The organism is Pseudoalteromonas sp. Of7M-16 (genome assembly GCF_022347805.1).
Taxonomy (GTDB): Bacteria; Pseudomonadota; Gammaproteobacteria; order Enterobacterales; family Alteromonadaceae; genus Pseudoalteromonas; species Pseudoalteromonas luteoviolacea_F.
Window position 1 is genome coordinate 409,434 of sequence record NZ_JAKRFY010000001.1, and the last position, 14,061, is coordinate 423,494.

A 14,061-nucleotide genomic window follows, 5' to 3' on the forward strand; every position below is an offset into this window, starting at 1 on the left:
ACACCATTAAAATAAATATGAAAGACCAAAACCGCATGCAAACATGGCGGCCACCCAACCTGAAATTAATACAGGTACATTGAGCTTTTTGGTTTGTTGTTCTGGGATCAAATTCAGTGGCAAGGCTTCTTTTGCCGCCTGCTGTGCAATTTCTTTGCTGATCTCTTGCTGCTGGGCAGAATACGCACCTAGCAGACAGCGATCAGCCAGTAAGTTAATAAGCCTAGGGATCCCAGCTGTAACTTGGTGGATATAAGCTATCGACTCATTACTAAATAAATGGTTTTGACATCCCGCTTTATTCAGCCTGTGTTTGATATATGAAAATACTTGCGATTCCGTCAATGGTAATAAGTGATACCGTGCGGTGATGCGCTGTGCCAGCTGGCGCAACTCATTGCGCTGCAATAGTTGTTGCAGCTCAGGCTGCCCGACAAGCACTATTTGGAGTAATTTTTTATGATCCGTTTCTAAGTTGGTGAGCAAGCGAAGCTGCTCTAGCACTTCTGCCGCAAGATGCTGTGCTTCATCTATGATCAGCATGGTGTGGCCACCTTGCTCATGATTATCCAGCAACCTTTTTTTAATCACGTCAGTTAACGATTTAAGTGTTGCGTCTTTTGCATCATATTCTATATGTAGCTCGTCACAAATGCTCGCTAACAATTCCATTTCTGATAATGCTGGATTTAAGACAAACGCGACCTGAGTGGATTCGGGTAATTGCGCTAACATGCTGCGGGTCACCGTGGTTTTTCCAGTGCCCACTTCCCCTGTTAGTAATACAAAGCCACCGGCATCGCCAAGTCCATAGGTTAAATGTGCCAACGCTTCTTTGTGGCGATCACTTAAAAATAGAAACTCAGGATTCGGCGCAATTGAAAACGGTTTCTCCGTTAAACCAAAATAGCGTAAATACACGATCTGTCTCTTTATTGTTAGAATGCTGCCTATAATGGCAAAAAATCACTTTAAGTTAAAACATTGTTTGCTTAATCGTCCCTGAATTTTTCACAAATTTAGGAACAAACATTTTAAACTCAAGGTGATAGTGCCATAGTAAAGAATGAATTAATGAAGTATTAGGATGACTATGAAGGTGTATTTGGTCGGTGGTGCCGTCAGAGATAAATTACTCGGCAGGCCTATATTAGAGCGAGACTACGTCGTGGTAGGTGCAACAATCCGGGATATGCTAAAACTTGGCTACCAACAAGTTGGCAAAGATTTCCCGGTATTTTTACACCCAGACAGTAAAGATGAACACGCCTTGGCACGCACCGAGCGCAAACAAGGTCAGGGTTATACCGGTTTTATTTGCGACTTTGCACCGACCATTACATTAGAAGATGATCTGATCCGCCGCGACCTCACAGTGAATGCCATTGCACAAGATGATCAAGGCAACTTGATCGATCCCTACCATGGCAAAGTCGATCTCGACAAAAAGATCCTGCGTCATGTCAGTGATGCCTTTAGTGAAGATCCTCTTAGGATTTTGCGCGTGGCAAGATTTGCTGCACGTTATCACTATTTAGATTTTACCATTGCCGATGAAACCATGACATTGATGAGTAATATGGTTCAAGCGGGTGAGCTTAAAACCCTCACCAAAGAACGCGTATGGATGGAAATTGAAAAGTCACTCAAAGATGGCGCAATCCACATATTCGCCAATGTTCTCAAGGATCTAGGTGCGCTACCGTTTGTCACACCTTGGCAAACTAAATGGGATCAAAATACCGCAAGTATATTGTCGGATCAGCTTAAACGCTTAGATCCAAGTAATGACACCTATTTAAGATCTGCGTTTAGCCTTTGGCAATATCAAGCAGATCTGAGCGAATACAATCTCGAGCAAGTTCATAAGATACCAAAAATCTATGCCGACAGCTTGCGTGACTTGCAAGCGAATTTACCATTGCTGCAATCAAGTGATTGGCAAGCAGATACGGTCATGACCATTCTAAATCAACTAGACGCATGGCGTCGTCCAGAGCGCTTAAGTGTATTTATCAGCACTGCACGCGTCATTGATGATAACTGCGCAGCCAAAACCATTGAACTCAACAAAGCGTATAAAGCGGCCAGCAATGTCAAAGCACAGGAAGTCATCGAATTAGGTGCCAAAGGGCCTGCGATAAAAGCGGAAATGGATAAGTTAAAGTTGAAACAAATTGAAGCTATTTTGACAATATAAATACCTAGCAGCCTAGACTGGTTTCCATGAAACCAGTCCTAATTAACTGCCTTCTCTATAAATCATGGTCCAAGCAACATAAAATATGTCTATTTAGAACTCTTATCAATCTTTATGAAAATAACAACTAGTCCTGAACTTGAAAAATAAATATAGTAGTGAAAATTAAAACTAAAAAAATAAAACACTTTTTTATAAAAACAGTAACCGATTATATCTATCTAGAATATATAGCAGAATTTTCTTGGCTGAGACACTTTATTCAATTATCGATTAAGCTAGTTAAGACAACACTCTCCATTTAAACTGAACAAACCTACACTTAAGATTACTCCCAACCAATCAATAATATTACGCCAGATGCACTTCACTTAAGGTTTTTTAACTGAAAAAGTTAAATAGGAAAGAAAGCACATTACGGTTGAAGGAAAAATACAAAGTGTTCTTAGAGTCATCCTAATAGGCTCTCAACTACCTTCATAATAATCCCATTTATATCAAAAGTCAGTTCGGCTATGAGGCAATGAAAAATATAAAAAAGTCGAGTGATACTACGGCTACATCGGGCCTATTGGAAATAATCGACTTTAGAGTCCACTTAGTGACATTAGATGCTATCGCGTGCCAGACAAATGTAGCCGATAAAAACACTCCTCATCTATCGGTCAAAAAATTGTTATTTCAAAAACAGCCATAACCGAGACTCTGAACATACGTATACGAAGTAACCACATAGAATACAGAATGACGATATATGTGAGACCACTCCAAAGAAACTCTGGGAAAAAGAATAGTTGGTTATTTTCGATCTAGCAGTTAATTATCACATAGAAAATACTAAATAACTGATAGATACACGCTACGACACAAGCTCAGTTTATATATCTGCAAGAGACTAAGTAGAACATGTAAGAAGTCAATGGGCAGTGGAATATCTGTTACATTGAACACTTGATACTACATTTCGTGAAGACAACAGCTCCATAAAAAGAGTTCACAGAAAGCTCCTATATTTTCAGATAGGCATAGGTAAATCCATGAAAGCGGCTTATGGCAGCGATAGGTGCAATTTATATTAATCAAGTAAACACAATAAACAACCACGACTTCATTTTAAATATTTTACCCTTAAAACAGTTATATACCGCACACAAGGGGTTGTTTTTTTACAACCCAAGATTACAACTGATAGCGCAATTATTCTACCACTTTTTATAAACATGAATGGTTCACTTATTACCCTCACCGACTAAAATAAAACCTTAAAACCAGCATAAAATAAAAAAATTCATAACCAAATAAAACCATTGACACAACAAACAAAAAAAACTATCTTCAAAACGACCACAAACTTGGTTTAATTAACATTAAAAGGACAATTAAAATGAAATTAAAATTAACTAAAAATAAAATCAAAGAGCTTTCTAATAATAAGAACTTAAGTAAAGAGCAAACTCATGCAGTTGCAGGTGCCAGTGGCACAATTGGCGAAACCAATCTTGAAACGCCTTGCAGACGCTATTAATAATAAAGATATAATTCTATATTATTAATTATTTAGTGGCTAACAACAAATTAGCCACTAACAATTTAACTTATAAAAGTTCAAAAACAAAAACATCAATAACAATTATAGAAATCGCAATAGATAAATATAAAAATTATATATTCTATTCATAAGAATCCTCAAATATTGATACTTCTTATTCCTATCTTGAACATATCTTTACTATTTATAATTTCTTATTTTTCAAATAATTAATCCCTCTAAGATCGCCTTCTTCACCAACAATAACTGTCGTCCTCAATGAACAGGTCATCGCAAGCACATCAACACAAACAGTTACGTATCTGGCTTAATCGAAACTGTATGTGAACCCGTATAGCAATGGAGGTGTGGGATAAAAATTAAGAGTTCGTGTACGGCCCATACTCAAGTGAAAAACCATGGTGCTAAGATCCCACCGAAAAACTCAACACGATAGTCTAGCTGCCTGAACAACCGTAGATGTCTAATACATTAACTCGCTGAACTGCTGTCGGTTGATGGCTATTTAGACTTCTGAACAACACGTTTAAACTGCTGGATTGTAAACTCCAAAGCTCAGGAAGAAGAGATTATTTATCTACAATAAAAGAGATAAAGGTTTTTATGTCAACCTAATGCCGTAAAGAACAATGCTCGCGGCTGTGCTGGAGTGAGCTGAATAAATGTATAACATCGATACACACATATTAAAAAACCCGGCAATAGCCGGGTTTTTAGTAGCAATACTGCTAAATCAGTGAGAAGCTCAATTACTTCTTCTTAACTGCTTTTTTGTTTGGAAGGTCAGTGATTGAACCTTCGAAGATTTCAGCAGCTAGACCGATTGACTCGTTCAGTGTTGGGTGAGCGTGGATAGTTAGTGCTACGTCTTCTGCATCTGCACCCATCTCTACCGCTAGGCCGATCTCACCAAGCATTTCGCCTGCATTGATACCAACCATTGCACCACCGATAACACGGCCTGACTCTTTATCAAAGATAAGCTTAGTTTGACCTTCAGTACGTGCTGAAGCGATTGCACGACCAGAAGCTGCCCATGGGAATACCGCAGTTTCGATCTTAAGACCTTGCTCTTTCGCTTCTTTCTCAGTAACACCAACCCATGCAATTTCTGGATCTGTGTAAGCGATTGAAGGGATACACTTAGGATCGAAGTAGTGCTTCTTACCAGAGATAACTTCTGCAGCAACGTGTGCTTCGTGTACTGCTTTGTGCGCAAGCATAGGCTGACCAACGATGTCACCAATCGCGAAGATGTGGTCAACGTTTGTTTTCATTTGCTTGTCAGTGTTGATGAAGCCACGCTCGTCAACAGCAACGCCAGCTTTGTCAGCGTCAAGTAGTTTACCGTTTGGTGTACGACCAACAGCAACCAATACTTTGTCGTAACGTACTTGACCTTCAGGTGCTTGCTTACCTTCGAATGAAACGTAGATGCCGTCTTCTTTCGCTTCAACAGCAACCACTTTCGTAGAAAGCATCACGTTGAACTTGTTCTTAACGTATTTCTGGTAAACCTTGATGATGTCTTTGTCAGCTGCTGGTACTAACTGATCAGCAAATTCAACAACATCGATGTCTGAACCTAGTGCACGGTAAACAGTACCCATCTCAAGACCGATGATACCACCACCTAGTACAAGTAGTTTGCCTGGGACGTCTTTAAGTTCAAGTGCACCCGTTGAATCAATGATACGCTCATCTTGTGGGATGAACGGAAGGCTTACTGGCTGTGAACCTGCTGCGATGATTGCATTGTCAAACGTCACAGTCTTAGTGCCGTCAGCACCTTCAACAGCGATGGTGTTAGAGCCTGTGAATTTACCGTAACCGTTAACTACGTTAACTTTACGCATTTTAGACATACCAGCTAGACCGCCAGTAAGTTGACCGATTACAGACTCTTTCCAAGTACGGATTTTGTCTAAATCGATTTGTGGAGCACCGAAAGTTACACCGTGAGAAGCCATTTCAGCTGCATCGTCGATAACCTTAGCGACGTGAAGAAGTGCTTTTGAAGGAATACAACCTACGTTCAAGCAAACACCACCTAGGGTATCGCGAGATTCAATCAATGTAACATCTAAACCTAGGTCTGCTGCACGGAATGCTGCAGAGTAACCACCAGGACCACCGCCTAGTACAACAACTTGAGTTTTGATTTCGTTGCTCATGTTATTACCTTAACTATTATTCGAACGGGACTCTACTCAACTGAGTATCCGCACCCAATTTGCCTGCCGGTCGCCAAATTAGGGCAAATCCAACAGAGAGAGTTTTTTGTGCGCGAAAGTGTATCATTCGCACTCGCTAATGTCCCGTCCAATTATCAGACAGGACACTAAAAATACAACAAAACCGCACAACCTTAGTTGGGCGGTTTTGGTTCACCTTACATTACTAGCTGACGAATATCGCTCAGGTAGTTTGCAAGAGTCACAGTAAAGCGTGCTGCAAGCGCCCCGTCAATTACACGGTGGTCGTATGAACAGCTTAGCGGCACCATTAGGCGCGGCTCAAATTCTTTACCATTCCATTTTGGCTTCATCTCAGACTTAGATACACCTAAGATAGCGACTTCTGGTGCATTCACAATTGGCGTGAATGACGTACCACCGATGCCACCAAGGCTTGAGATTGTGAAACAACCGCCTTGCATGTCAGCCGCGGTGAGCTTGCCTTCACGTGCTTTCTTAGATACTTCCATCAGTTCACGAGACAGCTCGATGATGCCTTTTTTGTTCACGTCTTTGAATACAGGAACAACCAAGCCGTTTGGCGTATCAACCGCTACACCGATGTTCACGTATTTCTTCAGAATTAGGCTCTCACCGTCTTCTGATAGTGAAGAGTTAAACGTTGGGAACTCTTCAAGTGCTTTTGCAGCTGCTTTCATTACGAAGACCAATGGTGTGATCTTCACACCCATTTTCTTCTTCTCAGCTAGCACATTTTGCTCTTTACGGAACGCTTCTAGCGTCGTAATGTCTGCTTCGTCAAACTGTGTAACGTGTGGGATTTGTACCCAGTTACGATGTAGGTTTGCACCAGAGATCTTTTGAATACGAGATAGTTTCTTCTCTTCAACTTCACCAAACTTGCTGAAGTCTACTTTCGGCCAAGGAATTAGACCAAGCTCGCCACCACCTGTGTTGCCACCTTTAGACAGCTGACCAGATTCAACTTGCTTAACTAGCTCTTTCACATAGTTTTGAACGTCTTCTTTAACAACACGGTTCTTACGGCCGGTCGCTTTAACGCGCGCTAGGTTCACACCAAACTCACGTGCTAGACGGCGTACAACAGGTGATGCGTGTGCGTACTGATCGTTCGCAACAAATTCATCTTTTTGCGCTGAGGCAGGTGCGGCTGCCGGAGCAGGTTTTGCAGCAGGAGCTGCTGGTGCCGTCGCTGGCGCAGCTGGTGTTGAAACTGGCGCCGCAGCAGGTGCGCTGCCCGCAGTTTCAAATACGAAGATTAAAGAGCCTGTCGATACTTTATCGCCAGCATTTACTTTGATCTCTTTCACAGTGCCTGCAAACGGTGCCGGTACTTCCATAGAAGCCTTATCGCCTTCTACAGTGATAAGAGATTGCTCTTCTTCGATTGAATCACCTACTGATACCATGATTTCAGTCACTTCAACTTCATCACCGCCGATATCAGGTACGTGTACTTCTTTCGCTTCTGCTACCGCAGCAGGTGCCGCTGCCGGCGCTGGTGCTGCTTCAACAGGCGCTGCTGCTGGCGCGCTGCCTGCAACTTCAAATACGAATACCAAAGAACCTGTTGACACTTTACCGCCAACTTCCACTTTGATTTCTTTCACAGTACCAGCAAATGGTGCCGGTACTTCCATAGAAGCCTTATCGCCTTCTACGTTTAAGATTGATTGGTCAGCTTCAACGGCTTCGCCCACTGCAACCATGATCTCAGTGACTTCAACTTCGTCGCCACCGATATCAGGCACGTGCACTTCTTTAAGCTCTGCAGCCGCAGGTGCCGGCACTGCAGCAGGAGCCGCAGGCGCTTGTGCCGCAGCTGGTGCTTCTGCACCGGCTGCGTCAAAAATCATAATCAAAGAGCCTGTTGAAACTTTATCGCCTTCAACAACTTTGATTTCTTTTACAGTACCAGCAGCAGCTGCCGGTACTTCCATTGAAGCCTTATCGCCTTCAACTGTGATCAATGACTGATCCACTTCAACCGTGTCACCGACGCTTACTAGGAGCTCGGTTACTTCAACCTCATCGGCACCAATATCTGGAACATGAATTTCAATTGACATGTTTTTGCCTCTTATGCGTAAAGTGGGTTAGCTTTTGTTGTGTCGATATCAAATTTCTTGATAGCGTCAGCAACAACTGATTTTTCAACCTTGCCCTGTTGAGCAAGTTCGTTAAGTGCAGCAACAACCACATAACCTGCGTTCACTTCGAAGTGACGACGTAGGTTTTCACGGCTGTCTGAACGACCGTAACCGTCAGTACCTAGTACTTTATATGAACTACTTGGCATGAATGCACGTACTTGATCTGCATAGTTCTTCATGTAGTCAGTCGCGGCAATTGCTGGAGATTCGCCCAGTACAGTTGCAATGTAAGGTACTTTTGCATCGGCTTCTGGGTTAAGCATGTTGAAACGCTCAGCGTCTTGGCCGTCACGAGCAAGCTCATTGAATGACGTTACAGAGAATACATCTGAACCAATGCCGTATTCTTCGCTTAGGATTGCACCCGCTTTACGTACTTCGTTCAAGATTGTGCCTGAACCCATAAGTTGTACGTGTGCTTTCTCACCTGCGTTTGACTCAAGCTTGTAGATACCTTTACGGATACCTTCTTCAGCGCCTTCAGGCATTGCTGGCTGGTGATAGTTTTCGTTCATCAGCGTTAGGTAGTAGAACACGTTTTCTTGCTCTGGACCGTACATACGACGGATACCATCTTGCAAGATAACCGCAACTTCAAATACGAACGTTGGGTCGTAAGAAATACAGTTAGGAATAGTACCCGCTTGAATGTGCGAGTGACCATCTTCGTGCTGTAGACCTTCACCGTTTAGCGTTGTACGACCTGCTGTAGCACCTAATAGGAAACCACGTGCTTGTTGGTCACCCGCCATCCACGCCATGTCGCCAACACGTTGGAAACCGAACATAGAGTAGTAGATGTAGAATGGGATCATCGGTAAGTCATTGGTGCTGTATGAAGTTGCAGCAGCAACCCATGAAGACATTGCACCAAGCTCGTTGATACCTTCTTGCAGTACCTGACCAGACGTTGCTTCTTTATAGTAAGAAACGATGTCGCGATCCTGAGGCGTGTAGTTCTGACCGTGTGGGTTATAAATACCAATTTGACGGAATAGACCTTCCATACCGAAAGTACGCGCTTCATCAGCAATGATAGGTACGATGTTTTTACCAACACCCTTGTCTTTCAACAAGATATTTAGTGCACGTACGTAACCCATTGTGGTTGAGATATCACGCTTTTGTTCTTCAAGTAGCGGTTTGAACTGCTCAAGTTTAGGTAGCTCAAGTGCTTGTGTGAAGTTAGGTAGACGCTGTGGCGTGTAACCGTGTAGCGCTTTACGACGTGAGTGCAGGTATTCGAACTCTGCCGACCCTTCTTTAAGCGTTAGGTACGGTAAGTTTGCAATTTCTTCGTCAGAAACCAGATCTTCTAGACCTAGACGTGAGCGTAGGTGCTCAACACTAGACATATCCATTTTCTTAACTTGGTGTGCAATATTCTTACCTTCAGCCGCTTCACCCATGCCGTAACCTTTAACAGTCTTAGCTAGGATTACCGTTGGACGACCTTTTTCATCTTGCGCCGCTTTAAATGCAGCGAAAAGTTTTGAAGGCTCATGACCACCACGTTTAAGTGCGAAGATCTCTTCGTCAGTCATGTCTGCAACCAATGCTGCAGTCTCAGGGTAGCGACCGAAGAAGTGCTCACGTACATACGCGCCATCTTTGGCTTTATATGTCTGGTAATCACCGTCGATTGTTTCGTTCATCAGCTGAAGAAGCTTGCCCGTTGTGTCTTTGGCAAGTAGCGTATCCCAACCAGAGCCCCAAACCACTTTGATCACGTTCCAACCAGCACCTTTGAATAGGCCTTCAAGTTCTTGAATGATCTTACCGTTACCCATTACTGGGCCGTCAAGACGCTGTAGGTTACAGTTGATCAGGTAACATAGGTTATCTAGCTTCTCACGCGCAGCGAAAGAAATTGCACCGCGTGATTCTGGCTCATCCATCTCACCATCACCTAGGAACGCATAAACGCGCTGATCGTTGGTCTCTTTCAGACCTCGACCTTCTAGGTACTTAAGGAAACGAGCTTGATAGATTGATGCGATTGGACCCAGACCCATAGATACTGTTGGGAACTGCCAGAACTCAGGCATCAATTTAGGGTGTGGGTATGAAGAAATACCTTTACCGTCTACTTCTTGACGGAAGTTGTCTAACTGCTCTTCAGTTAAACGACCTTCTAAGAATGCACGCGCGTAGATGCCAGGTGAAATATGACCTTGGTAATAAACTAAATCACCACCATCCTTCTCGTTTGGTGCACGGAAGAAGTGGTTGAAACACATTTCATAAAATGCTGCTGAAGACTGGTAAGACGCCATGTGGCCGCCTAACTCTAGGTCTTTTTTAGACGCACGAAGTACGATCATGATCGCATTCCAACGTACGATAGAGCGGATACGGCGTTCAATCGTGGTATCACCTGGGTAAGCTGGTTCTTGGTCAGCCGGAATGGTATTCACATAGTTTGTAGTGATACCAGTTGGCATATCCACACCATCTAGGCGGGCTTGCTCTAGCACTTGCTCAAGTAAGAATTGCGCGCGTTCTACGCCTTCTTCTTTTACAACTGACTCAAGCGCTTGTAACCACTCTTGGGTTTCTAACGCGTCAACGTCAAACTTATTGACTTCAGACATATGGAGTGTTCCTTATGTTTTAAATGCAAATTTATTCAATGCGTCAATGACGCAATCGAGCATAATTGCCCGATTTTGCTTAAAAAGACCGAATTTACCTAACTATTGCTGCTTGGTACGGCGCAGACTTCGCTCAATACGAGAGCGCTCTCTGCCCGCTTCTAGTAATGCTTCTTCGATGAAAGCAAGGTGTGCGTTACTCGCAAGCCTTGCCTTTTCTGGATCCCCTTGGATCACAGCGTCCATCAATACCGCACGGTGCTGCGCAAGCTGCTCGCTTACGTCTGACTTTTGCACCAATACAGTTAAGTTTTGCAATACATTTTGCTCAAGTAATGACTGCATCCCACGCACCAAATGCAGTAACACCACATTATGTGACGCTTCTGCTACAGTGAAATGAAATGCATTGATTGCTTTGGCTTTCAGGGCTAAATCATCCCCGACCTCTGCAATGTTGTCATAACTTTGTTTGACTTTATCCATATCATTGTCGGTGCCTCGAAGTGCCGCGTAATACGCTGCAATTCCTTCAAGAGCATGACGGAATTCAAGTAAGTCAAACTGAGACTCAGGGTGTTTACTGATCAAGTCAAAAAGCGGATCAGTTAAGCCTTCTTCTAGCTGATTTTTGACGTACGTGCCACCACCTTGGCGACGTGTCACTAACCCTTTGGCTTCGAGTTTTTGAATCGCCTCTCGTAACGACGGGCGGGATACTTCAAACTGCTTAGCAAGCTCTCGTTCCGGTGGAAGCTTTTCTCCTGGAAGCAATGATCCTTCTAAAATCATGTTTTCCAGTTGCTCTAAAATCACATCCGAGAGTTTCGCAGCTTTAATTTTCAAAGACATTGATAACACGCCAATTTGGGTTTTATATCCACCAGCTAAAAATAAAGCCCCTACGTTAAACCGTAAGTCTTTAAAACTTAGCAATATTTACTTAATTATTTAGTATATTGAGACCAGTCAGGTAAATTGGTCATACCAAATTTGGACATTAAGTTACCAAAATCAAGCTCGGCTGTCAAAAATACACCTTTTCATCACTTTTAATGTCCTTTTTTTGACATCCATTCAGATTAAACTTTATACAATTAAAATTGATTGCAAAGAAAAATAAAAATGGTCAGACCAGAGTGTCATAGTAGCAAAAGGTGAATAAAAGTGAGTTGGAAAAATAAACAAGAGATAAAGTTGTAAGGATGTGATGAGTTAGACCGAATGGTCGCTGGAAGCAAGGTCTATTTCATAACGAAACACACCGCTTCCAGCTTAAGACTAGCTTACTTAATGACGACGTCGCATGCTTCGATACCACTGCAAACAAAGTCACTTACTCCACCACCAACAGCCTTGGTTTTGTGTGATGCAAGCACTTTATCATCGTTAAGTGCTTTGAGGTTTTTTTTGATAAGTTTAATTTTCATCGTTACTATCCTTTTGTTGTTTTGTTGTTTTGTTGTTTTGTTGTTATTTTTTCAACCCAAGTATGTGAGTCGCTACCAATTCTATCGATACAAACCCATATTTGGTGTGTACATTATGATTTAATTCCATCAGGCATAGGCACTGTTAGAAAGTACAGTAACTGCAGTAAAGACCCATCACAAATTGCAGCATCCGCTTGCTCCACAACCTTCGGCTTACCATGTACAGCCACCCCTAAATCGGCCGCCGCCATCATTACTAAATCATTGGCACCATCACCAATGGCTAAGGTTTGCCCCGCACCAATATCGTAACGGCTGCGCAAACTCTCTAGTACTTGCGCCTTTTTATCAGCATCAACTACCTCACCAATAACTCGACCAGTTAACTTTTGATCTTCAATTTCTAGAGTATTGGCAAACACATGATCTAACCCCAATCGAACCTGCAATGCCTCTGCAAACCAAGTAAACCCGCCGGAAGCAATTGCCAATCGCCAATCGTGCGACTTTAGTATTTCACATAAAGGTTTAATCCCCGCCATCAAAGGCAGATCTTCTTTAAGTGGCGAAATCAAGCTCAGCTCAATACCCTTTAATTTCGCTACGCGTTTATACAAACTGTCGCTAAATGCCAATTTGCCTGCCATTGCTTCTGCGGTTACCGAGGCCACTTCGTCATATACATCTGCAAGACGGGCTATTTCATCAATACACTCTATTTCAATCGCTGTTGAGTCCATATCCATCACCAACAGCCCAGGTTTAAGTAGTTGAGGCAAACTAGGTAATATTGCCCCTTGACACCCCACTGTCTGAGCCGCTTGCCGGACAGCCGTTTTGGATAATTCATCAAGGTGTTGCAAGCAAACTTCTATTGCGATGCCAATTGGCAGATCATCGTGGGCTTTAAAAGCACACAGACTGATAAACGTTAAGTGCTCTGATGAAAGCATGTCGATAAATTGCACCAACGAGGTACCCGTGACACTAGCGCCAAATAAAACGATGTATTGCGACTTGGCCTCTGTTAACCCACTCTCTTTAGCAGATTGGGCATTTCCAAATTCGTACCACTTTGATAAGGTAAGTTGATTTTCAACAGGGCGGACATCGAATTGGTCGACATCAATGATATTTTGCATTGGCATTGAGCACTCCTAATAACGGTATAGGCTCTTTTTAACATCTAATGAAAATAATGTCAGCCAACAACCTGTAACTATGAAAAATACACAAGCACATGCTTTTTTAAAATCTTCACAAAGTAAACGTTTACTGAGACTCACGATTGCAGCAGGCTGCTTGCTCGCGCTACTGTGGATAGCAACCAATACCAGTTTTCGCTCTCACCAGTTGCTGCATACCAATGCTAATCACACAGGGCAAAGCTTGGTCCAACAATTTGCACTCAATGCCGCTGAGCCACTGTCGCGTATGGACACACCAAGGCTCAGAGCCATGAGCAACCACTTGGCCAGCGATCAGTACGTGCTCTCTGTTGCTGTGTATAACCAAACTGGTCTATTTCTGATAGGCAACGACGGCATGACCGAGGCACCTGAATTTAAAGGTTTGCCTGACGGGTTAGCTGGCATCAATCCAAGCAAAGATGCCATCGTTGGAAAGATTGTAGACAACCAACAAACTATCGGCTTTGTCAGCATAGAATATCTTACCGACGCAGCCATGAGTGAAAGTCATAAACACTTCCATCAACTGGGCCGAATCGTACTATTAATGTTGCTTATTGTCGGCGTATTTACTTGGCAAATAGGCCGAGCGCTAACTCGCCGTGATGTCAAAAAGCAAATAAAAAAAGGCGCGCAAGAAGCCAGTTTGATGGAAGATGAGGAAGACAACGAATCATGACTTCCTGTCTGTCATTTTGCACTTATCATATCGAGCTTACCGAT

Annotated in this window: 10 protein-coding genes; 3 read left to right on the forward strand and 7 right to left on the reverse strand. The window is 42.9% G+C overall.

The window, feature by feature from the left end:
• Positions 1-6 precede the first annotated feature (6 nt).
• Complete coding sequence (locus MHN81_RS01850) at positions 7-921, reverse strand: AAA family ATPase (protein ID WP_239424895.1); 915 nt, start codon at positions 919-921, stop codon at positions 7-9.
• A gap of 172 nt (positions 922-1,093) precedes the next feature.
• On the opposite strand from MHN81_RS01850, the gene MHN81_RS01855 reads away from it, so the two are divergent.
• A complete protein-coding gene (locus MHN81_RS01855; protein ID WP_239424896.1) occupies positions 1,094-2,200 on the forward strand; it encodes a tRNA nucleotidyltransferase in 1,107 nt (368 codons plus the stop codon).
• 1,384 nt (positions 2,201-3,584) lie between these two features.
• The gene (locus MHN81_RS01860; protein ID WP_023400802.1) at positions 3,585-3,725 is read left to right on the forward strand and encodes a hypothetical protein; all 141 of its coding nucleotides are present in this window, start codon (positions 3,585-3,587) and stop codon (positions 3,723-3,725) included.
• Positions 3,726-4,498: 773 nt separating this feature from the next.
• Here MHN81_RS01860 and lpdA read toward each other — a convergent pair.
• The 6 genes from lpdA to serB form a co-directional block, all read right to left on the reverse strand.
• A complete protein-coding gene (gene lpdA, locus MHN81_RS01865) occupies positions 4,499-5,923 on the reverse strand; it encodes a dihydrolipoyl dehydrogenase (RefSeq protein ID WP_023400801.1) in 1,425 nt (474 codons plus the stop codon).
• A 218-nt stretch (positions 5,924-6,141) separates the two neighbouring features.
• On the reverse strand, positions 6,142-8,037 hold the full coding sequence (gene aceF, locus MHN81_RS01870; RefSeq protein WP_239424897.1) for a pyruvate dehydrogenase complex dihydrolipoyllysine-residue acetyltransferase: 1,896 nt from the start codon (positions 8,035-8,037) through the stop codon (positions 6,142-6,144).
• 11 nt (positions 8,038-8,048) lie between these two features.
• Positions 8,049-10,715, reverse strand: coding sequence for a pyruvate dehydrogenase (acetyl-transferring), homodimeric type (gene aceE, locus MHN81_RS01875; protein WP_239424898.1), 2,667 nt, complete (start codon positions 10,713-10,715; stop codon positions 8,049-8,051).
• Between the two features lie 102 nt (positions 10,716-10,817).
• Complete coding sequence (gene pdhR, locus MHN81_RS01880) at positions 10,818-11,567, reverse strand: pyruvate dehydrogenase complex transcriptional repressor PdhR (RefSeq protein WP_036976862.1); 750 nt, start codon at positions 11,565-11,567, stop codon at positions 10,818-10,820.
• A 434-nt stretch (positions 11,568-12,001) separates the two neighbouring features.
• Complete coding sequence (locus MHN81_RS01885) at positions 12,002-12,145, reverse strand: hypothetical protein (RefSeq protein WP_023400797.1); 144 nt, start codon at positions 12,143-12,145, stop codon at positions 12,002-12,004.
• 113 nt (positions 12,146-12,258) lie between these two features.
• Positions 12,259-13,296: a phosphoserine phosphatase SerB gene (serB, locus tag MHN81_RS01890; RefSeq protein ID WP_023400796.1), complete on the reverse strand. Its 1,038-nt coding sequence runs from the start codon at positions 13,294-13,296 to the stop codon at positions 12,259-12,261.
• A gap of 73 nt (positions 13,297-13,369) precedes the next feature.
• Between serB and MHN81_RS01895 the strand changes: the two genes are divergently transcribed.
• Positions 13,370-14,017: an AhpA/YtjB family protein gene (locus MHN81_RS01895; RefSeq protein ID WP_239424899.1), complete on the forward strand. Its 648-nt coding sequence runs from the start codon at positions 13,370-13,372 to the stop codon at positions 14,015-14,017.
• Positions 14,018-14,061: the final 44 nt, after the last annotated feature.